This window comes from Chryseobacterium sp. PET-29 (assembly GCF_025736815.1).
Lineage (GTDB): Bacteria > Bacteroidota > Bacteroidia > Flavobacteriales > Weeksellaceae > Chryseobacterium > Chryseobacterium nepalense.
The window spans coordinates 1,534,440-1,558,066 of the sequence record NZ_CP107053.1; the positions used below are offsets into that span (position 1 = coordinate 1,534,440).

General features: G+C 33.4%; 20 protein-coding genes. 12 read left to right on the plus strand and 8 right to left on the minus strand.

Going from position 1 to position 23,627, the window contains the following annotated elements:
* Window positions 1–19: 19 nt before the first annotated feature.
* Window positions 20–1,528: a MauE/DoxX family redox-associated membrane protein gene (locus ODE14_RS06665; RefSeq protein ID WP_263603441.1), complete on the plus strand. Its 1,509-nt coding sequence runs from the start codon at window positions 20–22 to the stop codon at window positions 1,526–1,528.
* Window positions 1,529–1,551: 23 nt separating this feature from the next.
* On the plus strand, window positions 1,552–1,812 hold the full coding sequence (locus ODE14_RS06670) for a DUF6520 family protein (RefSeq protein ID WP_241613706.1): 261 nt from the start codon (window positions 1,552–1,554) through the stop codon (window positions 1,810–1,812).
* A 46-nt stretch (window positions 1,813–1,858) separates the two neighbouring features.
* Here ODE14_RS06670 and ODE14_RS06675 read toward each other — a convergent pair whose 3' ends face one another.
* From ODE14_RS06675 to ODE14_RS06685, 3 genes are all read right to left on the minus strand, one after another.
* Window positions 1,859–4,234, minus strand: coding sequence for an alpha/beta hydrolase family protein (locus ODE14_RS06675; protein ID WP_263603442.1), 2,376 nt, complete (start codon window positions 4,232–4,234; stop codon window positions 1,859–1,861).
* Window positions 4,235–4,313: 79 nt separating this feature from the next.
* On the minus strand, window positions 4,314–5,711 hold the full coding sequence (locus ODE14_RS06680; protein WP_263603443.1) for a RagB/SusD family nutrient uptake outer membrane protein: 1,398 nt from the start codon (window positions 5,709–5,711) through the stop codon (window positions 4,314–4,316).
* Between the two features lie 4 nt (window positions 5,712–5,715).
* A complete protein-coding gene (locus tag ODE14_RS06685; protein WP_263603444.1) occupies window positions 5,716–8,709 on the minus strand; it encodes a SusC/RagA family TonB-linked outer membrane protein in 2,994 nt (997 codons plus the stop codon).
* A gap of 640 nt (window positions 8,710–9,349) precedes the next feature.
* Here ODE14_RS06685 and ODE14_RS06690 point away from each other — a divergent pair.
* The 6 genes from ODE14_RS06690 (at window position 9,350) to ODE14_RS06715 (ending at window position 13,613) form a co-directional block, all read left to right on the plus strand.
* Complete coding sequence (locus ODE14_RS06690; protein ID WP_263603445.1) at window positions 9,350–9,658, plus strand: helix-turn-helix domain-containing protein; 309 nt, start codon at window positions 9,350–9,352, stop codon at window positions 9,656–9,658.
* Between the two features lie 130 nt (window positions 9,659–9,788).
* Window positions 9,789–10,061, plus strand: a complete 273-nt coding sequence (locus tag ODE14_RS06695; protein WP_263603446.1) for a hypothetical protein — start codon at window positions 9,789–9,791, stop codon at window positions 10,059–10,061.
* A gap of 156 nt (window positions 10,062–10,217) precedes the next feature.
* The gene (locus ODE14_RS06700) at window positions 10,218–10,646 is read left to right on the plus strand and encodes a very short patch repair endonuclease (protein WP_263603447.1); all 429 of its coding nucleotides are present in this window, start codon (window positions 10,218–10,220) and stop codon (window positions 10,644–10,646) included.
* Window positions 10,647–10,651: 5 nt separating this feature from the next.
* Window positions 10,652–11,041 carry a hypothetical protein gene (locus ODE14_RS06705; RefSeq protein ID WP_263603448.1) on the plus strand — a complete coding sequence of 130 codons (390 nt, stop codon included), beginning with the start codon at window positions 10,652–10,654 and terminating at the stop codon, window positions 11,039–11,041.
* A 36-nt stretch (window positions 11,042–11,077) separates the two neighbouring features.
* Window positions 11,078–12,307: a DNA (cytosine-5-)-methyltransferase gene (gene dcm / locus ODE14_RS06710; protein ID WP_263603449.1), complete on the plus strand. Its 1,230-nt coding sequence runs from the start codon at window positions 11,078–11,080 to the stop codon at window positions 12,305–12,307.
* Window position 12,308: 1 nt separating this feature from the next.
* A complete protein-coding gene (locus ODE14_RS06715) occupies window positions 12,309–13,613 on the plus strand; it encodes a restriction endonuclease PLD domain-containing protein (RefSeq protein WP_263603450.1) in 1,305 nt (434 codons plus the stop codon).
* Between the two features lie 10 nt (window positions 13,614–13,623).
* Here the strand turns inward: ODE14_RS06715 and ODE14_RS06720 are convergent, their stop codons facing one another.
* Window positions 13,624–14,172, minus strand: a complete 549-nt coding sequence (locus ODE14_RS06720; protein WP_263603451.1) for a hypothetical protein — start codon at window positions 14,170–14,172, stop codon at window positions 13,624–13,626.
* A gap of 160 nt (window positions 14,173–14,332) precedes the next feature.
* Between ODE14_RS06720 and ODE14_RS06725 the strand changes: the two genes are divergently transcribed.
* From ODE14_RS06725 to ODE14_RS06735, 3 genes are all read left to right on the plus strand, one after another.
* Window positions 14,333–14,566 (plus strand): helix-turn-helix domain-containing protein, encoded by a 234-nt coding sequence (locus ODE14_RS06725; protein WP_263603452.1) that lies wholly within the window; start codon window positions 14,333–14,335, stop codon window positions 14,564–14,566.
* A 108-nt stretch (window positions 14,567–14,674) separates the two neighbouring features.
* Window positions 14,675–15,466 (plus strand): hypothetical protein, encoded by a 792-nt coding sequence (locus ODE14_RS06730; protein ID WP_263603453.1) that lies wholly within the window; start codon window positions 14,675–14,677, stop codon window positions 15,464–15,466.
* Entirely contained in the window at window positions 15,463–16,230 is a 768-nt protein-coding gene (locus ODE14_RS06735) for a hypothetical protein (RefSeq protein WP_263603454.1), read from the plus strand. Before ODE14_RS06730 ends, ODE14_RS06735 begins: the two co-directional genes overlap by 4 nt.
* A 37-nt stretch (window positions 16,231–16,267) precedes the next feature.
* Here the strand turns inward: ODE14_RS06735 and ODE14_RS18725 are convergent, their stop codons facing one another.
* The 4 genes from ODE14_RS18725 to ODE14_RS06750 all read right to left on the minus strand — a co-directional run bounded on the left by ODE14_RS18725 (window position 16,268) and on the right by ODE14_RS06750 (window position 21,025).
* The gene (locus ODE14_RS18725) at window positions 16,268–16,510 is read right to left on the minus strand and encodes a hypothetical protein (RefSeq protein ID WP_412059349.1); all 243 of its coding nucleotides are present in this window, start codon (window positions 16,508–16,510) and stop codon (window positions 16,268–16,270) included.
* On the minus strand, window positions 16,507–17,469 hold the full coding sequence (locus ODE14_RS06740; RefSeq protein ID WP_263603455.1) for a hypothetical protein: 963 nt from the start codon (window positions 17,467–17,469) through the stop codon (window positions 16,507–16,509). Before ODE14_RS06740 ends, ODE14_RS18725 begins: the two co-directional genes overlap by 4 nt.
* A complete protein-coding gene (locus ODE14_RS06745; protein ID WP_263603456.1) occupies window positions 17,466–19,547 on the minus strand; it encodes an AAA family ATPase in 2,082 nt (693 codons plus the stop codon). Before ODE14_RS06745 ends, ODE14_RS06740 begins: the two co-directional genes overlap by 4 nt.
* A 338-nt stretch (window positions 19,548–19,885) precedes the next feature.
* The gene (locus tag ODE14_RS06750; RefSeq protein ID WP_263603457.1) at window positions 19,886–21,025 is read right to left on the minus strand and encodes a phospholipase D-like domain-containing protein; all 1,140 of its coding nucleotides are present in this window, start codon (window positions 21,023–21,025) and stop codon (window positions 19,886–19,888) included.
* A gap of 280 nt (window positions 21,026–21,305) precedes the next feature.
* Here ODE14_RS06750 and ODE14_RS06755 point away from each other — a divergent pair, with 280 nt between their 5' ends.
* Entirely contained in the window at window positions 21,306–22,487 is a 1,182-nt protein-coding gene (locus ODE14_RS06755) for a hypothetical protein (RefSeq protein ID WP_263603458.1), read from the plus strand.
* Window positions 22,488–23,627 lie beyond the last annotated feature (1,140 nt).

A 23,627-nucleotide genomic window follows, 5' to 3' on the forward strand; every position in this document is an offset into this window, starting at 1 on the left:
CAGAAGTAAAATCAGACCAATGAAAACCTTCAAATCAAGATTTGTAGAATGTACAGGTTATTTTTTCATACTATTATTTTGCTATGCCAGCATAAGTAAAATATTAGATTTTGAGAATTTTCAAATACAGATCGGTCAATCACCACTATTAAGTGCCTATGCAGGAATTGTATCATATTTCACCATAATTATTGAAATAGCGATTGCTTTTTTACTAGCCATTCCTACAACCAGAAGGATTGGACTATACTTCTCAATAGGACTGATGGCAGCATTTACAGCTTACATTTATCTTATTTTGAATTATAGTGAATTTATACCTTGCTCTTGCGGCGGTATTTTGGAAAAAATGGATTGGAATACACATCTGGTATTCAACATATGCTGCATTTTGTTAGCCATTATCTCCTATTTTCTAGTAGAAATTGATAGAAATGTAAATTATAAAAGAACTATCTCGGTAGTTCTTTTTATGTTGGTATTTAGTAGTGGTTTGGTGGTATTATTGTATTATACCTCTGAATACATGATAAAAAAAGAAAACAATTTTATCAGGCGTTTTCCTCATCATGGCGTGGTCGAAATAGATCGTTATGATCTGAAATTCAATTCATTTTATTTTGCCGGACATGATAATGATAAGATCTATCTTGGAAATTATACTTCTCCATTTCTTCTTACTGCACTCTCAAAAGACCTACAATCTTATGAACAGTATTTACTGAAACCTGAAAATTATAGGACATTCAAGTGGTCAAGTACGAAGATCAAAGTTGCTCCTCCGTATGTATTTTTATACGATGGGAAAATTCCTATAATTTGCAAAGCTCCGATAGGGCAAACTGAAATGAAGATCATTAGTGTAAACGACGCTTATTTCAGTGATCTGGAAATTGTCGACAATGATCATATTGCTTTACGTTCCAAAAGTAGCAATAGTGGTTCCAATACACTAGGAATATTAAATCTTTCAGAAGATAACCGAGTAAAATTGAATGATACCTCATTGGATGGAAATGGTCTGTTTGAGACAGATGGACAGTTATTATACAGCCCGTTTAGTGAATCACTGATCTATGTTTATTACTACAAAAACCGTTTTGATGTTTTTGATAAGACCATAAGTGAAAAATTGATATATCATACTATCGATACGATATCAACGCCTCAAATTAAAGTGGTCGAAATGAAAAATGGTATAAAGAAAATGGCAGCACCACCACAGATCGTCAATGGATATGCAACTGTTCAGCAAGACATTTTATTTAATAGATCGAATTTGATCGGAAGGTATGAACTGAGAAAACACTGGAAAAACAATAGTGTTGTAGATATGTACAACATCAGTAAAAGAGAATATCTGGGAAGTTTTTACGTCGAGAACCGCGGTGACAATAAGATGACCCAGATGTTGGCAACCGATCAGTTCTTTTATACATTGATCGGAAGCGAAATTGTGAGATACCGCTATGCGCAGGTGATATCAAAACAATTTAATAGGGAAAGCCCAAAACCTATAAAAGAGTAGGCAAAAACTAAAATTACATTATTATGAAAAAATTCATTTTACCTGTATGTGTAGGATTACTAGCTACAGGTGCAGCATTGACAACTCAGAGTTTCAAAGCGCATAACAGCGCTATTGTAGATGGACATATGCTGGATGTTTCAGATCCGGCCAATCCAAAATGTGAAAATACATTTATTGAATGTTCGACCATCCCTTCGGCTTTTGCCTGTCAGGATGGCAACGGTAACGTTTTGCGAGAACTTCAGGGAACAAGTTGCCCTGAGTCTCTTTACAGACCATAATAAAAAGAGCTGCCTATCGGCAGCTTTCTTTATTTTATCATAGTTTCTATTTAAGATAACGATCGAACCATTGTAAGAAATATTGAGTTGCCTTCTTTTGATTTTCAGGTTTCATCAGTGTATGTCCATCATGCGGAAATAACATGAGTTCAACAGGTTTATTAAGACTTCTTAGTCCGACAAACATTGCAATACTTTGCTCAAAATCAACGTGACGATCTTCCTTTCCTGCCCACAGCAACAGCGGGGTGTTTATTTTATCGGCATTGAAGACAGGATTATTATTAATATACACATTTTTATTATCATAAAAATTACCGGAAAATCGAAAACTTTGATCTTTATATCTCCAAATGTTCGGTCTAAAATTGGTTTTACTGACTGAGAAATAAGAAGCAGTAATATCCGATAAGGAAGCTCCACTTATTGCTGCTTTGAACAATCCCGAGTGCGCAATGATATAATTTGTTTCAAAGCCTCCAAATGATTCCCCCATTATTCCCATTTTATTTTGGTCGATACCAAAAGAATCAGATGCTACTTCAATAGCTTTATTAACGGACTTGAGAGCAGATTCTCCAGGTTGGTCGATGATATATTTTATTCTGGGCAAAATGATAATATAATCTTCCATAGCCGTCAGGGAACGGTTGAATCCGGACTGATTGAAAACGCTCGGAAAATAAAAAGACTTGTAGGAAGCTGCTTCATTCTCGTAGACACATACTATGGCAGGATACTTTCTATTATGATCGTAGCCCGGAGGCAGAATGACACTTACATAGGTTGCATTTCCATCATCATCCCTAAAATTAATTAATTCTGATTTTGGAAATTTTTCTTTCTGAAACGTTTCCTTATTGGACTCATAAATAACCTTCAATGTTTTATCTCTGACGTTGTATTTTTCTAACAAATATGGCGTGTTAGCATTTTCTTTTGTAAAACTGATATTACTTTTAGAACAGACGAATTGATCAAGCTTATAAAAGTCCAAGCCTGAAATCCCTTCAAGTTTCTTACCGTCATACACTGACAGCCCCTCTCGAATATCATCTTTATGACTTACCTTGATCAAAATATAATTTTCTTTGATTTTCCGATATCTTGTCCATCTGAGAGGTGCACTTGTCACTACCGATCTATTTAATATTTTAAAGGATACGTCCGGATCAGAAGAGTTTGTCATATTTTTATATGTCTTAGAATTCAGATCATATTCCCACAAATTATTTACTGATGTTAGATAGATTTTATTCATCTTATTCGAAAAAAACAGATCTCCTGCCGGATTGAGGTTACTCTCATTTTGTCTGTTAGATCGATAAAATTTTTCCTTTATTTTACTCGTCAAATTTTCTTTCTTCTTAGAACGTAAATTATACATCCACCAATCCCGGTTCTCAAAGTAGATCAGTGAACCTTCTCCTACCGGATAAAACTGTTTCGCTTTTTCAACTTCAAATTCAACTTTATTATCGTGAAGATTTCTAATTCTAATGGAGGGAATTAAAAACTCAGTTTCGGAATCACCATTGGCAAAATCCAGAACCTCCAATATATACCGATCATTAAAGATCAGATAACGATTGCTTACATTTGGATCACTCTCATTAGATACCTGTTCCCCGGTTGACAGATCAAGCAGTAATGCTTCAAAATCACTATTTGCCCTTGCATCGAAATTGGGTTTTAAAGCAAGGTCACTACCGTACCAATTCTCAATGCTGTCTTTGTACGAAATGGGTTTGTTTTTCCTTGATGCAATAAGCATATTCTGATCGCCAAATCCGAACCCGGTAAAATCATTAAACTTGTTGTCAATGAATTTATCCAATATTTTCTCCCCATTCCAATTGTACGATAATACCTTCAGTCTTCCACTATCTTTTACAATAAACTTTGATAATTTACGTGAGATGTCAGGCGTATGATTGATCAGCTCCTGCGATCTTATACTGTCAAATCTTGTTATGGTCTTACCTGTTCGATAACTAAGTATGAAAGAAAAATCACTGCCCAGAACCAATGACAGATCACTATCAAGCGTCTGAATTTTTGATATCCTTTCTGCAATATTAAACAACCTCAGAGACTTTCCTATACCGAAAAGCTGTTTAGAACGTGTTATGATAAAACCATATTGAAAATCATCTTTAAAATTAAAATCAGATACATCTTTAATTACTTTGTTTTCTTTAGTTTTTAAGTTGATCATTAATAGACTATTATCTGATTGAAGCACTACAAAGAAATGATCATTGAGAAAACTCTTAACAACATTTTTAAATGAGATCGTATCTTTGGTTTGTGCATTTAACAGAACTGTTCTTTTTTCAAAGTTGTCATAAATTTTAGTAAATGAACTCCAATGACCATTATTACTGATATCCGAATTAACGATCTTGTACCATTTATCCATTTTTTGATCATCTAAAATCCTTTGTCCAGAAATTTTTCCGCAACAAAAACACAATAAGGCAAATAATGATGCATAAAATCTAATACCCATCATTCTGAGGTTTAAGAGATGGATTGGCAATCAATTCATTTTCAGGCAGGGGCAATAGAGACATATAGTTTTTCCAAGAGGATTTAACTGTGGGCATATAGATGTTTAACAGACCTTTTCTTTTAAGATCAAAGAATCTATGTCCAAACTCAGTAAACAATTCGTGCCGCCGTTCATCCATCACAGCAACTCTTATCTGCTGTTGATTTAAATTATCAAGACCAGCGAGCCCTACTCTTTGCCTCAATTGATTTAAACGCGTCATTGCAGTCTGAATATTTCCTAACTCATTCTCAGCTTCAGCCGAAATCAAGTAAGCCTCTTCAACTCTTAACACAATTGAAAACTCTAGGGATGATGAAGTTTTATTATTCTGGGTATATTTATAAGGATAAGAATAATTCATCGTGGCATTAGATAAAGCCTTTGTCCATTTTAGTTTTCTCTGATCATTGGGTTCGAATGAATTCAATAAATTTTGAGATAAAACGACATTTTGCGGAGGCAAGGTGACAAAAATATAATACTGTCCCTCCAAAGTGTTGACTCCTGCTTCCAAAGGCATAAATTGCCAAATAGCACTTTTACTATCTTTTAAAAATGTTTTTGAAATATCCTGCTCCATGGTATAAAGTGGATTTTGAATAATCAAATCCGCCATTATTCTGGCTTTTGCCCATTCCTGCTTGTATAGATAGAGTCTGGCCAATGCCAATCTGACGCCTGATTTGTTAATTCTCGTCCGATTGGCTGTAGGATATTGATCTGTTAAGAACTGATCCGCTTTCTGATAATCTTCCTCAATATGAACATACACATTATCTGAACTCTGTCTTGAAACAGATTGATTTTGCAGATAATCAGTAGTCGTGATATACGGTACATCACCATAGAGATTTACCAGATAAAAATGTAAGAACCCGCGTATAAAATAAGCCTCGCCCAAGATCTGATTAACGGTCTGCTGATCAAGATAGGCGGTACTTTTTTCAACGCCTTCAATGATATTATTAACAGCATAGATCTGCTTGTAGGCATTCACCCAGATCGTATTGACAACCGTGGTATTTTGCTGGACACTAAGATCAAAAAAGGTTTTAAAATCAAGAGACTGATTACTTACAGAATTGAGTTCATCTGTATAACAGCCCATTAATGTTCCTACCCCATAAAGCGAACCATTTAAAAGCGTATTGGCTCTTAAATTGGAATAAACATCAGACAAAGCTGCATATGCAAGACTCTTATCTTTAAACACTATAGATTGGGATATCTGATTGTTGGGCTCATCCACTTCAAGAAACTTCTCACAGCTTATCACATAAAAACCGAAAAATAGAATAATAGAGCGTAAAAAATACTTTTTATAATGATATGAATTTTTCATTTTGTTAAAATTTAATATTAGCTGAAAAGGCAAACGTTCTTGCCAGGGGCAGAAATAACCCCTGCACTTCGGGATCAATGCCTTTGTACTTAGTGAAGGTCACGAGATTCTGCGCATGCAATTGCAGTGTCAGATCATTGACCCAAGCTCCCGACAGAGGAACTTTGTAGCCTATCTGTAGATTATTCAGCCTTATAAATGAAGCATCGACAATAACCGCATCACTGGCCTGATACTGCGCAAAAGCTCTGGATGCATTGGTATTGGAACCTGTACTAGGTTTTTGAAAACGTGCATCAGGATTTTCAGGAGTCCAGTAATCCAGCATATAGGTTGGAACGTTGGACATAGAGCCAAGTAATGGCAGACTATAATCTAAATTAAACTGTCTCTGTTTAACGAATTGAAACAGAAAATCCAATGACCAATTTTTATATGAGACCTGACTTCCTATTCCACCGAAATATTTAACACCTATGTCAACCACCTTCGTTCTATCATTGGAATCTATCTTACCATCGCCATTCAGATCGGAAAACTCAAACAACCCTGTAGTCGGATTGACCCCTTTAAGTTCATAAACCTTTTTGATATTTAGTGATTGCCCTACTTCATAAGTAGAAGAATATGATGATGATTGCAAATTATCATATTCGAGAAGCCTGCTCTTTGGAAGAGTCCAGTTTCCGGTCATTTTCCATCTCACATATTGTCCCCTTACAATTGAAATACTCAGATCCGCCTCCGTTCCTGAGTTCTGAACTTTAGCAGAAAAATTGCTTTGTATCGTTGCAAAACCCGTAGTAGCCGGAAGAGGAATCCCTACCAATTGATTGGATGATCTGTTTCTGAACCAGCCTACAGCAAGGTTGATACGATCTTTTAAAAACCCAAGTTCTAAAGCATATTCCAGCTTTGTCGTTTTCTCCCAACTGAAATCAGGATTATATAATCTTGAAGGATAGATCCCTATCGTTCCATCATAAGCTTGCGATGTGGTTGTATAAGTATTCAGATATTGATAATCCCCAATAAGATCACTTCCGGAAGTCCCTAAACTAGCTCTCAGCTTTCCAAAGCTCAACCACTTTAAGTTTTGCTTAATAAAGTGTTCCTCAGAAAATAACCAGGCTGCACCAACAGCACCAAAGTTGGCAAATCTCTTGTCCGGGCCAAACCTGCTGGAACCATCTCTTCGACCTGTCAGATTAAAAATGTATTTCCCTAAATAATTGTAATTAAAACGTCCAAAGAACGCAGTGTAGCGGTAGTCGATATTGGTATCTTCAATGATCTTCTGGACCTTGGCATTGGACAAATTATCTATAAACTCATTTGAAGTAAAATCAGATGCCTGCAATCTTACGATATCATTTTTTCTATCCTCAAATGTAGAACCCAGGAATGCGCTGAAAGAATGGTCATTCCATTTTGTATTCCAGTGAAGCTGAGGTTCAACAATCCAGCTTGTCTTAGAAACCAATCCTTCATAACGTGCAGAAGTACTGCTCGTATAGCCTAAACCTGGATTGAAGGCGGACGAGGGATTGATCCTTGATTCATTTTGCTGCGTCTGCGTATATCCTGCATTCAATTTTAAAGCCCAATGTTCTGAGATCTCATAAGAGGCATTAACGTTGGTTACTAATGATCTGATAGCGTTCAGATACTTATTTTCCAATTTTGCCAAAGGATTGGTAAAAGTATTTCCTTCCCAGTTCAGACTGCCGTCAGACTGATATAACATTGGAGCATCGGGAGCCAGCAAGATCTGCCGGGTAAGGTCTGCATCTGTCTGATCGTTGTTTTCCTTGGTATAAAAGATGGTCGGACTTATTTTAAGCTTCTTGTCGGGGCTGGTAATTACCGTGCTAAAATTAAATCCAGAACGTTTGTATCTTAAACCATGGCCAAAAGCACTACCCTGCTCCAAATTGGACAACCCCAGATAATACTGGACATTTTCCGATCCTCCAGAATAAGCGAGCTGTTGCTGCTGGCTTATAAAAGTTTTTCCAATGAATTCCCTGTACCAGTCCGTATTTCTGCTTTGATCCCATTTCCCGTTAATATCGTATGCTGTTGCAGGATAGGTTGTTATTCCATCATTGGCATAGGCATCCCTTCTCAATTGAAGATACTGCTCTGTATTGGCCATTTCTACCAACTTGTTAGTTCCTGATACAGAACTAATGGCATTGAACTCCAGCGAAGATTTTCCCTTTTTCCCCTTTTTTGTGGTTACAATCACAACACCATTTGCCCCTCTGGAACCATAAATTGCCGTTGCATCCGCATCCTTGAGAACTTCCATACTTTCAATATCATTCGGGTTGATGGAATTGAGCGGACTTGATTCTCCCTTGGAAAGAATATTGTTCGATAAAGTACTTAAAGAGTTGGACTGCGCATTGAGGGGTACACCATCAACAATGATCAAAGGATAATTACCATCAAACCTTAGGCTGTTTTTACCTCTTATCTGAATATCAAACCCACCACCGGCAGTACCGGAGTTTTGCATAATACTTACTCCTGACATACGACCTTGTGCAGATGCCAGCACATTCGTCACAGGCTGATTTTCAATTTCCTTAGCGGAAATCCGAGCAATACTTCCCGTCCTTTCTTTGTCCTTAACCTTATAATATCCGGCATTGACAACCACTTCCTCAATGCCCTGTTCCTTATGATCCAGCTTAAGATTGACAATTGTTCTACCGCCAATAGCGATCTTCTTTTCCGAATATTCAGGATGCCGAAAGATGACAGATGGATTCTCTCCTGTTATTTCTAATTGATATATGCCTTTTAAATTGGTTAAGGTAACCTGGTCACTGCCTTCCTGAGAGACCACAACTCCCGAAAGCGGTGACTGATCCTCTCCGACAGTAACAGTTCCCGTCACTGTTTTGGTCTGCGCTTTAATGTTACCGAATATTACGGTAGATATAAACACAAGACCGATGCTTCCTATGTTAGAATAGGATTTTTTCATAGTTTTGTATGGGTTTTAATTTTATTAAAATCCTCGAATAAACTCTAGCTCTTTCCCTGGTCTGCAAACTTATGGGAGGAGCTTTTTTTATGCTGAGGAAGATTCTATCTCATTTCTTCTTATTTATTACTACCGGATTCAGGTATTTGAAAACAAAACTTTCGCAGTGCCCTTTGGTAAAGGATTTCACATAAGATAACCGCAAGGCACCTGAAAGCCATTTAATATGAATGAAATTGTGTCCCGTGAAAAGCATTAAAAGCCGCAATGAGTTGTACACCCCATTGTATCGTACAGTCTGATACTATATCTTAAAGAAGCGGCTTAGAAATTACTGTAGAGAAAAGCGGACTGCATTGAGAAAATAAAACGGCGTGAAACTCTACATTATCTAACTTGGGGTACTGGTATACCTTGAAACAGATAAGAGAGCTCACGCCTAGGTCGTGAGCTTGATACTTATCCTCTCGTTTCGTAAATTACCAGTTTTCAAGTTGAGATTCTAAGCAATAGCTTCTATTATTCGTTGAAGTATCGCAAAGTTACATTTCTGTAACTAATTTTACAAATATAGTAAAAAAATGAATACAATAACATATATGTGTTGATGAAAAACTTTTGAAAACCCAAAATTTACTAAATGTATATATGGGAAATAGAAGAATTAAAATTCCAAACGGGAAAATTGTTTCAATTTAATAGATTGAAGAATAAACTATCACAGTTACAGCTTGGTAATGAACTAAATTTATCCAGCAATCATGTTGGAAGAATCGAAAGAGGTGAAACAAACCCAACATTAGAAATTATTGTTAAATTCTGCAATTTTTTCGAGATTGATATTTTATATCTATTTACAAAACTCAGCGAAAAAGAACTAAATGATTTGAGTAAAGAAATTGAACGCCTACAGAAAGAATTTAAAAATCAAAATAAGAGAAAGTCTTGACTATTGTTTGAACCTTTTTCTAATCATTTGTAATAGTTTACGAACGTATAAATAATTTTTACGATTAACTTATTCTGTTTTAAAGAGTCCTTAATACATTAAAATATCAACAAACATATTAAACTATATTATGACTGATAATGAAAACTTCCTACGTATAGTAAAAGAAATGTACAGGAATTTAAAGCCGGTTGATTATACAAATAAAACTACCGATATTGAAAAATTAGAAGAATTAAAAAGGTGGACAAGCGAATTTCTTAACCAAACTAAAAATGTCGAGAAAATGTTAGAAAGTTATATAGTGCTAGGTCTGATTAAACCTCAAGATAAAGACGAAGTAATATCGCAGATCAGAGATATAACAACAGATCATCTAAACTACTTAAACTCGCTCGGTTAAGCTAAAGAATAAATATATTTGCATGAATTATTTTTAACAATTTTCATTGGTTAAGCAATTACTTTTCAAATAATAGAACATTTTCTAAATCTGCTATAGACAACTCTATTACTTTGATTAATAATATACAAAATAAATTTGTAATTATATAAATGAATGGACAACCTTACACCAGAGCAAAGAAAAAAAAACATGCAGGCAATTAAGGCTTCTGATACAAAAGCTGAAATATTGCTTGCAAAATCTTTGTTCAGAAAGGGTTTTCGATATCGTAAAAACAATAAATCAGTCTTCGGAAAGCCTGATCTAACTTTCAAGAAAATTAAACTTGCCATATTTATCGACGGAGAATTCTGGCACGGAAAAGACTGGGAAATAAAAAAAGAAAATATCAAATCTAACCGACAGTATTGGATCCCCAAGATAGAAAGGAACATCAGCAGAGATAAAACTGTCAACTCCGAATTAATAAAGGAAGGCTGGACAGTAATGAGATTTTGGGCAAAAGAAATCGAAAAAAATACAGAGTTTTACTCAGCTCAGATAGAAAGCAAAATAAATGAACTAAAAACCTTAAAAAATTAAAAACTATGCCGACTACAGGACAGTACTTTAGAACAACACTTAAACAAGCCCACTTAGAATGGGGTTCTCACCGCCATACCAACACGAGAGGAATCCGTTACGGAGAAGGTTATCTGCAAATACCTGCGCCCGATGCCTATAATTGTGAAATTACAAATGATAAAGAACCAGCTAGAAGCCAGGTATATAATTTCAGCACTTCGGATGGTTTTATAACAAACGGCCGGCTGAAAGCTTCCGGAAATCAAGCCCAAGAAAAATACGCCAAGCAGTTTCATGGTGACGGCAATCTTCAGCTTCTCGGTGACTGGTTTTATCATATTGATGCTCAGATCGGTGATGAAATTGAAATAAAATTTATAAGTCCTACCGACATTTTACTTACAAAAATCTAAGCCTTTTTTTGTAAATTGCGATACAATTTTAGGAGTATGATGTTAGATACAGAAAGTATAAGAATAGCTGAATTAGACAATAAAGATTATGAATTTTCAGTAACAGGAAACGCCTCTGAGGAAAAAGCCGTGCTGACTCATTACCTTCATAATTACCATAATGGAGTTGCTAAGCATTATGAAAAAAAAGCTATTAACATCATTGAAAATTTTGTAAACTACAGAAAAAGAAATGCTGAAAAAACTACTGTAAAATCGGCAGTAAAAAAACTTCTCGCAGAGGTTGAAAATGTTCCGTTTACCACTCCAAAAAACTATACTTTTAAGTTCATCGACTTATTCGCCGGAATCGGAGGTTTCAGAATTGCAATGCAGAATGCGGGAGGAAGATGTGTATATACCAGCGAATGGAATAAGGATGCACAGATTACCTATAAAGAAAATTTCGGAGAAGTTCCTTTCGGTGATATATCTCAGGAAAATATCAAGAATTATATTCCAGACACTTTTGATATTCTCTGCGCGGGATTTCCGTGCCAGGCATTTTCCATTGCAGGCTATCAAAAAGGCTTTTCTGATACAAGAGGAACATTGTTTTTTGACATTGAAAAAATTATTGAAAAGCACAGACCTAAAGTTGTTTTTCTTGAAAACGTGAAGAATCTGGTTGGTCATGATAATGGGAAAACATTTAGAGTTATTTGTGAAATCCTTGAAGAAAAATTGAAATACAGAGTTTTTGCAAAAGTTTTAAACTCTATGACTCATGGAAATGTGCCGCAAAACAGAGAAAGAATATTTATTGTCGCATTTGATCCCGAACAGGTAGCTGATTTCGCCGACTTCCAATTTCCAGAAGAGATTCCTCTGACGCATACGATTCACGACTTTTTAGAGGAAGGAAAACAGGATGAAAAATACTATTATAAAGAAACCCACCAATACTATCCTGAACTTGAAAAAACAATGACAAAAAAGGATACTGTTTATCAGTGGAGAAGAGTTTATGTAAGGGAGAATAAAAGCAACGTCTGCCCTACTCTGACAGCAAATATGGGTGCAGGAGGACATAACGTTCCGTTAATTAAAGACGATTTCGGAATCAGAAAACTTACACCAAAAGAATGTTTTGCTTTCCAGGGATATCCAATGGATAGATACATACTTCCAAAAATTGCAGACAGCAAACTTTACATGCAGGCAGGAAATTCTGTGACCACCACATTAATTGAAAGAATCAGCCGTGAAATTATAAGAGTTCTTTAATATGAGTGTCTGGGAGCAGTATACAGCTGACCAGCGGAAAGAATACATACAGTTTCTGCAGGTTTATGGTGCTTTGTCTAATCTTTTCAGACAAAAGCACGGCGATGCTGTTCCTCATCTTGATTCTAAATTTCAGGAAACTGTCTTTGCTAAAATATTTGACAGCGAAAACGTAGATATAGGAAATACTCCTCATGATGTTTTATCGGTTTTTGGAAACAAAAGGATTGGGATAGGCTTAAAAACATGGATGGGAAGCAGACCTTCTTTCCAGAAAGTTATGCAGCTGAAAAAGTACAAGAATGAAATTGACCTTTACAAAACAGATGCGCACTCTCTCGCTTCTAAGATTTCGGGAATAAAAAACGAAAGAATGTCAAGCGACTACGTAAGACTCGGGCTTACTGAGACAGATAACATTTATCACTATGTTACACGAGATAAAGGTCTTTTCAGTATACATGAATGTTCTTATCCCCTTATTGATGTTTCAAACATTACTACAGTAAGTTCAAATGACAGCGGAATAGTCTGGTCTGACGGCCTGAAAGAATATAAATACACATTCGGTGATTCTCAGATATGGCAGAGATTTGATTCAGATAAATACAACACTCTTCTGTTAAACCGTTTTGATATTAAAATTATCGAAGACCCATTTTCATTTCTGCTGAAAGCTTATCTCCAACTTACAGAAACAATTGAGAAGAAAAATACAGCAGAGGAGTTTGTTGAAATTTATCTGCCGCTATATTCTTATAAAAGTAAAGAAGTAGAAGAAAAATCAGGCTTGAATGCATGGAACGCAGCTCCTAAAAATAAAGGTTCTAACACTTTAAGACCTCTAAACGAAATTTACATACCGATACCAATAGATTTTCATCAGAAATTCGGAAACTTTTTCTGCCCAGATATTTTAAAAATTATAGAAGAAAGAAAAATCAGCAGAGTATTACGGCCAGAAGTCCGTTTTCACTTAGCACTTCCCGATGGAAGAACTATTCCTGCACTTCTGACTGGTGATAATCTGAAAAACTTTCAATCAGGAAGCTTAACGGAGCGTGACCAGTTTGGAAATATCTATGGACAGTCAGCTTTAGGGCAGTGGCTCCTTGTCGATGTCTTAGGCTTAAAAAGCAGAACTTTGGTTACAAAAGACTGGCTTGAAAAAAAGGGAACGGACTCAGTCCGTCTTTGGAGAAAAAAGCAAGACTATTCATTAATACATATTGATTTTGCTCCGGTTGGAGCTTTTGAAGCTTTTATGAAAGGTGAGCCTATACCAGAGAATGACGATGCTGAATAACTTTATTAATTTACTTTTTAAGCAGTTCAGCCAAATCACCAATACTTTCAAACATTTTCAATTTATCAAATCCGTAGAAAGAACCTTTTATTGTTTCTTTTGAACCAAATCCATATCTCTTAATATCTAAAATATAATTTTTAACAGTTTCTGCCGAAGCAAAACCGCACAGCTCAGGTATCTGTTTGTGTGTAGAATAAATAAATATACACGGAAGATTATCAGAAGTGTCAATAAGAGGCAGGTCATCCTCAAACTGAATAACATTTACTGTATTTCCATCAATTTTAATCTCCGGCTTGATTTTATCTGGTGAAATATTTTCAAAATCTATTAAATCTGTTTTCAGATATTTCTGAAGTCCTAACAGCGGCACAGCTTTCTGGAAATAATTATCCAAAAAAGCCTGCCCTTCAAATCTGTCACGAAGTTCATTTAAATCCCTTACGCTTAAATATCTGATTACTAATTTCTCTAACACTAACAATTCCCTTCTGCTGAGAGTAATTTGATGAAAGGCACTTCTAAACGGCAGTACATAGCGGATAAAATTTTTCATAACAAATACAAAGTAAAGTAAATCTGTTTACAAATGGCTATTATTTTAATATATAATCTGCATTTAAAGGGTTTATATCACATCATACCTGAACACATGCTAACTATAGTATGTTGATTAAAATAGGAACAATCTATAGATTTACGTATAACAACCAGAAATGAAAGAGAAATCAGAAATATTAGTAAAGTTCGGCAGTACTGTCAGGAATTTAAGAATTCAAAAAGGGCTTTCACAGGAACAGCTGGCTCATCTTTCTGATGTCCATCGTACTTATATCGGAATGATCGAAAGAGCTGAAAAAAACGTTACGCTGACAAGCATTCAAAAAATTGCATATGGACTAGGTGTGAGCATAATAGATTTATTGGAAGATGACAGAAGAACAAATTGAATATCTTACGGAAAATATGAATGCCGTAAACTCACCGAATTTTAATATCGCAAATGTCGGCCGCAATGGGGCTGCTTGCTTGGTTCCCAGACTGATTTTAAAAATATAATGAAGCGTTATTTCATAGAACGGTGTAACAATTCTGAATTTATCCAAGTCTTAGATCGTGAGTTCGCTGCTACTGACTTTGTAAAAGCAAGAATTAAAGATATTGCAAACCGTCATTTCATTTTAAGATCTGATCTCCAGAATTATTATGATGCTAATTTACAAGCTAGTATCAGCAACCAATTAGATAAACGCGGATTTATTGATAATGCAGTAAATTACATCAGACAAAATATGGAGAATCCTCATCACTATAGATATACAACTACAAGCCTTCGGAAAATTCTGGAAAATCAGTACGACTTTATTTTTTCAAACGGATTTCCGACAAACATTCAAAATATAAACAGCGGTGTAATGACCGCCAATGCAGGAGACAGTGCTCAGTTTCTATTTTTGGCAAGAGCGATACTTGCAGGTTTTAACTGCTCAAATGTTGATGTCAGATCCAGCAAATATGATGCGGTAATAGATTATAATAATATTCTTTTAAGGATTCAGATAAAAGGGGCATCAGGAAATACGATCAGTTTTAAAGACAGAGACAGAGGAGGACAGGGAATTGATTATCAGCATGAACGAAACCGAGGACAGAGAATAACGGCGGAACACTGCGATATTTACGCAGCAGTTGATAAGCAGGTCGGAATATGCTACATAATTCCTATGACCTATGTTGAAACTATTTCAGACGATGAAATAACCAGTGTGAGTCTATCTTCTCTTGAGCAGTATAAAGAAAACTGGAATATCATAGCAGAAGTGGCAGGCACTAGAACAATCCAGATATGAAATTAGATCAAACACCAAATTCAAATAAGTATTATGTCAGCAGGCCAAAACCATTTGATGGTTTACCTATTGCTGATGAGGACATCCAAAATGTGCTTGATTTTGCATACAATATGTGCTTTGGACAAGGGCATCATAGAGCAAACAGAACCGGCGGACAGTACGGCAGAAAAGCAGGAGAAAAATTCTGCAACACATTTCAGGGAAAATTAGCTGAAGCTGCATTATACAACTATTTCAAATCACAAAATCTAAATTTAGAGACGCCGGATTTTAGAATATTAGGAGCCGGACAATGGGATGATTCGGACTTAGAGATCAACGGTATGAAAATTAATGTAAAATCAGTTGCTTCACAGTCAAATCTTCTGCTTCTCGAAACCCGGGATTGGGATCAGCAAGGCAGATATTTACCAAATATCTTGTTAAATAATGGTTCTACCACTCAATATGATTATTTTATTTTAGTGAGGATTAATCCTGATATTAAAAGAGTCTTTCAGACTAATAAAATGTATTACAGCGACAATATAAGTAAGGCTGATATTGAAAAAATAATATCTGAAAACATCTGGAGCTACGATCTTGCAGGTTATTGTACAAATCAAAATATTAGAGAGGCAATTGCCGATGGCTGTGTTCTGCCACAAAACTCCATTCTTAATCATTACACAAAAATGGATGCAGAAAATTATTATATACAAAGTGGCGATATGAATTCAATAGGTGATTTAGTAAAAGAGCTACAAGCGTTAACTACTTAAATAATTTTTCAATATTTGTATTTCTATTTATCTTACCTTACATTTTGTTCAGCCCAAATTCCGTTCTCTTTTTTGGTATAAATTCATATTTACAATTCACATCTCTTTTCCAAAAACATATTTTTATAAACACAACAGTTTTACATTTAGCCAGAACAATATCTGGCTTATCAGGAGCTCTTCTATCATACAATCTGTACCTTAAGCCATTTGCAAATAAATATTTCCTCACCAAAACCTCAGGCTTTGTATTTTTACATTTAAAAGATGAAAATCTCATATTAACCCCACTTCCTTCCCTATATCCTGCATAAATTTGGCATTAGGTCGTTTATGTATTTCGCTCTGTTCAGTGTAATTTCCCAAAATAAATCTATTAATTAAACTGTCATTAATTCTATGTTTTAAATAATTCATTTTTAAAATCTCTCGATATGATTGGTTATAAACCAAACTTTTAAGAATAATTTCTTCAGCAATATCAAGTTGAGTTTTATATATTTCGTTAATCTTAAAAACATCAGTATAGTTTTTTTCAAGTTCCTTTTCGAAAGTTATCTTTAAATCAGCACTATCCCGCGATAGGAGGAATAATGCTTTCGATGTACTATCTAACTTGAATGAAAATTCACTCTTTGTAACTTTATCTGCATACAATTTAAAATCAACATTTTCGTTAGTGCTTTTAGTTTGATTGCAGGTTGAGCAAACAGGATATAGATTGAAAAGCGCAATACTTAGATGAGGGTATTTACCTTTAGGATAAAAATGATCCAATTGAAACTTTGCGGTATATTTAATTTCACCACTAACTGGATTTAAACTTTCGTCTATCACGACCGTTAATTGTGAATTGCAATAGACACAAGCCTTTATGCCTAAATCCGAGAAATATTTAGGATAAAATTTACTTCTTTTACCGTCATAATCAAATATATGAAGAATTTCATCTTTCAAAGACGTTATTTTGTCTCGTCCGTCAAACTGAGCTTTAATTGTAGGAACTTTACCTATATCATTTTTAATTCTTTCCAATTCTTCCAGCGACATGGAAATAAAGTTTACTGATTTGAACTCATCAACAATTTTATTGATATAAATTAGAGCTTCGGAAGCTAATTCTATATTTGCAGATTTAAATAACTCCAGCCTTTCAGCAACTTTTTGGTTTTCAGCATTTATTTCGAGAATATGATCAAGAATTTTGGCATCAACTAATCTTCTGTTTATCGAAATCATTCTAATTCTTTTTTTAATTTTTCCAATCTTTCGATTTCTCTTTCAATAATGATTTTATTTTTTTTACTTTTAAAATACATTTCACGCAAAGTTTCTCTTAGCAACGGTTCACCGATGGTTTCAATGTATTTTAGAGTATTATCATCGTCATTCCAAAAATATTCATTAATTTCAAAATCAATTTCATCATCGATGTCCTTATTTTCATCTAAAAAATAGATAAGTGATTTTGTCTTTCTTCGTGAGTATTCGCCCATAAAACCTTTAGCTAAGTAAAAATCTTCTTTTAATAGATCATGAATATTATTTCCATAACTGTTATCCGAAGTACCGATATAAGTTTGAGCTTTTCCGGCAGCTAATTTTAACGTAGCTTGTTTTGTTACATCCGACAATATAAATGGAGAATGCGTGCAGAATAAAATATTTATATTTTTAATTTTTTTGAGCGGTAAAGATTTTAATGATTTTAGAAGTTCATATAGGAATGTACGTTGGAATTCTGGGTGAAAATAAAGTTCAATCTCATCAAAAATTATATTTACATTTTTGTATTTGATATTCTTCTTATTATTTTGATGAACTGAATCTAAGTTCAGAATATGATACAAAATAGATTGAATAGTATGTATCTGATGCTGCTCACCGGAACTTAAAGTTGTCATTTCACTTATAGAATCCTTTATCCCATCATCATTTAAAACAAAAACAGTAGGTGTAAAGCAAGCTATAGGAATTAATTCCTCATATTCGACATAATTGTTATATTTTTTAATACTTACTATCTTTGATCTTAAACGAGTGAAATCAATAGTATATCTATCTATTTCCCACTTTACTCTATCATCACTTAAGATATTGAATCTGATATTATTAAGCGTTTGCCTTAATTTTAAAGTTATGTGGCTATTATCAAACGATAAGATATTCAGAAATTTAAGCATTAGCTTTAAACTAATATTCTTACTCGATCCAAGACTAACATTTTTATAATATTGATCTCTTATTTTAATGATCTTAACATAAAGGTAGTTTGCTTGAACTCCCAAAAAATTTACGTTGTGATCTTTGTCAAAAATCCTGTTACCATTAGCTTTTATACTATAAATGGAATTATAAACAATTTGGGCAAATCCTATTTCATCAAGATTATTTCTGAATAGAAACTTTCCAAATTCATTAACAAGTTTTTGTTTATTCAGCCTGAATTCTACAGATTTCAATGTTTTATTATTACCTGTCTTAATGTTGTTGGTCAGGATATAATTTGTAATGAATCTTGTCTGAGATAAATGTAATTCATTGTTAACATCAATATTTCCTTCATCTCTGTAAGGGTTTACTACCAATGGAGTCTGATATGCATCATTCTTATGGAACAGATACCTTGCCCAAATTCCAAGAGAGTTTTCATTCAGTCCATATTGCGAATAATTAATAGAAATTGTGTAAAAAAAATATTTCAGAAATGACAGAATCTGGCTTCGATCATCAATGTGTAATTCTCTGGAAAAATGTGATTTATTGGTGGCACTAAACAGGCTTACTGAAATCTTGCCATTTTCAACTTTTAAAATCCTTATCCTATTATCTATTTCATATACAATTTCGACATCTAAATCATCATAAACTTTTTGAATCTCATTTATCTGCTCAGATAAATCAGACATTTCCTTCTCTGAGATTTTTTTCTTTAGTTCTCGATAATTAATCTCATCCTTTATCAAATCAACTCCTGTAATTATACTTGCTTTAGCAGCAACAATATAACAAGTTATATAAAGAAGCTCTAAAAGGGAACTTTTTCCGGCTCCATTTTTCCCAACAATTGCTGAAACATTTATATTAAAACTACGTGTGTGGTCAAGATTATTACTATAGAGATTATCAGGTGTCGTAGAGTTATGTAAAATTTCATTTATTTCATTATAAGAGTTCTCAATTTCTAAACCTTGATTGTTATAGTACGTATAGTCATTGTAGAATTTATAAATCATTCCTTTCTTTAAATTTTTAAGAAATCTTCTATCACAATTCGACTGTGGTCTGATAGCTAGTAATTTAAAGCCGTCTTTCATTAATTATTAGTTTTTAGTGTGGTATTTTTATTTTCAAATATATTATTTAAAAACAATGCTGAGATTATTTAATCAAGCCTTATTTTTCACTTATAAGCGTTGGTTTAAAGTATTTTAAATTCTCAATCTTCTCAACATCATCATATTCCTTCTTATGAATCTTCTTACTTGTTAAATCAATCTTATAATATTTCATTATATAAAATACGATATTATCTTGGTTTTCCCATCCATGAAAAATCATAAATCCTGACAGTCATAAGGATGATTTTTACATTTGATTATTATAATTGAAACTTAATGTCTTTTTATCAGTCGACATTAAATCTCATTAATTTTTATTCAGCGATAGGCCTACCTTGATAAAACATATTTATATATTCATCATCAACAGCACCATATTGTTTGATGGCATTTTCAAAATACTTGGTAATCCACAGTGCACCATATTCACTTAATTGAACATCTGCTTGTTGTCGTAAAGACTTCCAGGGATTTATATTCCTTACTCCTTTATTATATTTTTTTAACGTCTTATCAAAACTTTCGTAATCTAACTGTGATATTAACTGACTCATTTTAGGGCAATATCTCATTGTAGAATTTATAAATTGAGGTGAATGAACCCGAACTAAAATAGGCCAATCTTCTCGCCAAGGAACGTGAATTATATCTTCTGAGGATGCTATATCTCGTTCATCATTATGGGCATATGTGATTGCCTTACCAAAAATTGCATAATCAGTTCCTTGTAAGAGCATTGCCATAAAAACAATATCTCCATTCCTATACTTTCGAGGGCGTTTATCGTTAGATTTTCTAGAAAATGATAACGTGTAATGGCTATGTGCTTCCCGAATTTCATCTTTTGAATGATAATCCAAACTTACCCTATTTTCATTTTTTCCAAAGAATTTTATAAAGTAACGTTTATTCGAATCAATTATCTTCTTTTCATAGGATTTTCCATAGTCTGGCAATGGTTCAACAGATACTTTCGTATGTGAACTATCATCAAGTATTTTTTTCCAATTATCTATTTTCTCTGTATCTAATATTTCTTCATCAATTCGCCAAAGTTCATTAAAGTAATCATTTGCTTCACTAACTGTGTAATCATCGTATGATTTTATGCCAAATTCTTTATTCCTGAAGAAGCCGCCATTTGTAAAATTAGCTGATGTTATTATTACACATTTATTATCAAACAAATACAATTTACTATGTAAATCTCTAATTCCTTTTATATTTGTTTTTTTTTTCAGCAACAGTTCTAAAGCAGTTATACTTGAAACACCAGATTGAAAATCATTAAGGTTATATCTTGTGATAAGCTCAATTTTTTTACCTGAAAAATTTTCAAGTAAGTGACGAACTATATTTTCATTTAAAAAGGGAGAAACTATTCTTACAACCTCGGTTTCGGTAAGCTCTACTTTAAATTCATAAAGCCAATCCTTTTGAATTATTTTCATCATATATATTATTAATTACTGGTTACAAGTATTTATAGATTATATCATAAATTTAAATGAAAATCTATTACAATACATAGTTTCCAAAATATACATAAAAAATTTTAGCTTTTAGAAACCATCGTCAGCAACCCTTATATCTATCTGATTAATTTTAAAACTTAAATCCGATTAATTACAGTCATTTATAAAAATCACCCTTTTGTGGTATTTTCATAATAAAAGTTTTTATATACATTTAGAACTCATTTACGAATAAATACTAATTGCAAAAAAACTGACCATGAAAAAAACTCTATTAGCCCTAATTGTTTTAATGTATGCAAATCATCTTAAATCACAAGACTCTTGTGATAAACTGCTTCAAGATGGACTATATCAGAAAATGAATATCACAACTAGATCATCATTTAACCAGGATTTAAAAACATATTTTCTTTCCGAAGATTTTAAAAATGATGTCAAAAAAGGAAGTTGGGGTGGATCTTTTTCTATTCCAATCGAAGGTATTCCATTTTCTTTAGGAATGAATTCTAGTGACGATGCATTTAGTAATTTTAGAAGAAAAGTTGAAGAAACTACCTCATTAAGTATTAACATAAATGATTTTGTCAATATATCAAAACAACTCCCTAATGCATCACTGTATGAGTCTTATGTCAAGTGCAAAGAAATTGATTCTGATCGATACAGAACAGGTCTTGTACCTGGGAAAAAAATCGAAAATGAGGAAACTGTGATATTTACTTTTTTTTACCGACCTTCATCTCCCAATGATAAAGCTCCGAAAGTAAAATCATTTACTATAGAACCGAAAAGCGCATTAATTAACGCAGGAGGTATTGTTGAAGGCAAAAGAATTCCGTCCTTTCTTATGCAGGTTGTTTGCAGAAGAAGTGAAATTAATGAGATTGTTTTTAGTCTTCAAACAGAAAACGGCTATGTAAGTGATAACTCTGGTCCAACGAAAAGTTCAAAGTTCGAGACACCAGTTGGTACTATTATCGCATCATATTTATCTTTTGATAGATTTCTTGAGGCAATAGGTGAAAGAGGAGTTTGGAAATCTAATAGCAAATGGGCACCATGTGACGGAAGAGAGGTTGCAAATTCTACATTTTCTAAAATATCAGGTTCTTCTTTAGCTCCAGATTTAAGAGGAGTTTTTTTAAGAGGTCTTAATTCTTTTGATATTAATCCACCTTCTACTGTAAAAACAATTGATACTAATCAGAAAGACCCTGAAAATAGGATTGTTGGTAGTTTACAAACAGATGATTTTAAAAATCATTTTCATACAACTACTCTAAATGTATTCGGTCACAGAAATGATGGATATCCAAGACAGGAGGATATGGATCCCGGTAACTGGGGTGGATATATGAAGGTAAATACGGATTCTAAAGGAGGTATTGAGACTCGCCCAAAAAATATTTCTATTTATTATTACATAAAAATTAACTAAGGATAATAGATTTTTACGTCTACTTAACTCATGCTCTGTGAAGTATCATAGACTTCGCAGATTTTAATTTAGAATAATTTATTCTATTAACATTTGATATTCAACATAAAGTAATTTAAGTTAATAAAGTTTGAATTTAATCTTGCTAAATAAGATATCCTAAAATGTTTTATGATATTTACAACTCACTGCTTTTTAGATTTCAATCTTTGCAACAAAAGCAACCTCTTTCTGCGGAAAATTATCCTGAATTGTGTTTCATATTCTTCCAGTACCCTTGCCTTCGATTTCAAGTAAAATCTTGTAGACTTAGAATCAATTTTGGCAAAAACCGATTTCGAATGACCTTTAATGTTTATATAAATTTGAGCTCTTAAAGTTGGTCAAGGGTTTTTCTTCGCGAATTTAATGCTTTATCATAGCCTTTTTTAACAGAAAGATTCCAGATCTAAATCGCGCTGTGTGATCTATTTCTACTTTAATATGGATTGAACAAATGTTAAAAAGGTCATTGTAGGTTTTTTAACTTTGATTACATATCAACATCATTTCTAAAATATTATAACGACTTACCCTTCAACTCAAAGAAAACATATTTTGAAGTATAATTTAGGATTTGCATCAGAAAAGAGAATTATTAAAATTAGGTTTTCAACGACTCTATTTCGACTTAAATATCAAAAAAAGATTCTTTTACGGATAACCATAATGATTAAAGTATTATTTAATATAGCTTTACTTTTTCATAAATATTAGATATGATTCATTTGAAAATTGCATTAACAACTTTTTACAAAATTAAATTTTATATTTGTAATTAAAACTGATAACCAAATACTTAATGTTTTCAAATTTTATTAAAATTTTATTTGTTATTTCTGCTTATTCACCAGTACTTCTAATTGTTGGGGTGGTTGAAATACTTAACCTTAGCAAAGAAGGGCATTCAATTACATTCGTAGATTCCTGGAAAGAAATTTTCAATCGTATCAACTTTATCTTCTGCTTTTTCTTTTTACTCCCATTCAGTGTTTTAATTGTAAAATGGGCAGAAAATAATCTGACTAAAAATAAGATTGATATCAAGGCAATCAAAAGCGCTGATTTTAATTTGCCCACTTTTATATTAAGTTATTTTTT

Coding starts and splice junctions, on each gene's coding strand:
- ODE14_RS06740 (WP_263603455.1), bottom strand. CDS start 17,469: ATGATTTCGATAAACAGAAGATTAGTTGATGCCAAAATTCTTGATCAT.
- dcm (WP_263603449.1), top strand. CDS start 11,078: ATGATGTTAGATACAGAAAGTATAAGAATAGCTGAATTAGACAATAAA.
- ODE14_RS18725 (WP_412059349.1), bottom strand. CDS start 16,510: ATGAGATTTTCATCTTTTAAATGTAAAAATACAAAGCCTGAGGTTTTG.
- ODE14_RS06665 (WP_263603441.1), top strand. CDS start 20: ATGAAAACCTTCAAATCAAGATTTGTAGAATGTACAGGTTATTTTTTC.
- ODE14_RS06720 (WP_263603451.1), bottom strand. CDS start 14,172: ATGAAAAATTTTATCCGCTATGTACTGCCGTTTAGAAGTGCCTTTCAT.
- ODE14_RS06745 (WP_263603456.1), bottom strand. CDS start 19,547: ATGAAAGACGGCTTTAAATTACTAGCTATCAGACCACAGTCGAATTGT.
- ODE14_RS06730 (WP_263603453.1), top strand. CDS start 14,675: ATGAAGCGTTATTTCATAGAACGGTGTAACAATTCTGAATTTATCCAA.
- ODE14_RS06695 (WP_263603446.1), top strand. CDS start 9,789: ATGACTGATAATGAAAACTTCCTACGTATAGTAAAAGAAATGTACAGG.
- ODE14_RS06725 (WP_263603452.1), top strand. CDS start 14,333: ATGAAAGAGAAATCAGAAATATTAGTAAAGTTCGGCAGTACTGTCAGG.
- ODE14_RS06680 (WP_263603443.1), bottom strand. CDS start 5,711: ATGAAAAATTCATATCATTATAAAAAGTATTTTTTACGCTCTATTATT.
- ODE14_RS06685 (WP_263603444.1), bottom strand. CDS start 8,709: ATGAAAAAATCCTATTCTAACATAGGAAGCATCGGTCTTGTGTTTATA.
- ODE14_RS06715 (WP_263603450.1), top strand. CDS start 12,309: ATGAGTGTCTGGGAGCAGTATACAGCTGACCAGCGGAAAGAATACATA.
- ODE14_RS06705 (WP_263603448.1), top strand. CDS start 10,652: ATGCCGACTACAGGACAGTACTTTAGAACAACACTTAAACAAGCCCAC.
- ODE14_RS06670 (WP_241613706.1), top strand. CDS start 1,552: ATGAAAAAATTCATTTTACCTGTATGTGTAGGATTACTAGCTACAGGT.
- ODE14_RS06755 (WP_263603458.1), top strand. CDS start 21,306: ATGAAAAAAACTCTATTAGCCCTAATTGTTTTAATGTATGCAAATCAT.
- ODE14_RS06735 (WP_263603454.1), top strand. CDS start 15,463: ATGAAATTAGATCAAACACCAAATTCAAATAAGTATTATGTCAGCAGG.
- ODE14_RS06700 (WP_263603447.1), top strand. CDS start 10,218: ATGGACAACCTTACACCAGAGCAAAGAAAAAAAAACATGCAGGCAATT.
- ODE14_RS06690 (WP_263603445.1), top strand. CDS start 9,350: ATGTATATATGGGAAATAGAAGAATTAAAATTCCAAACGGGAAAATTG.
- ODE14_RS06675 (WP_263603442.1), bottom strand. CDS start 4,234: ATGGATAAATGGTACAAGATCGTTAATTCGGATATCAGTAATAATGGT.
- ODE14_RS06750 (WP_263603457.1), bottom strand. CDS start 21,025: ATGATGAAAATAATTCAAAAGGATTGGCTTTATGAATTTAAAGTAGAG.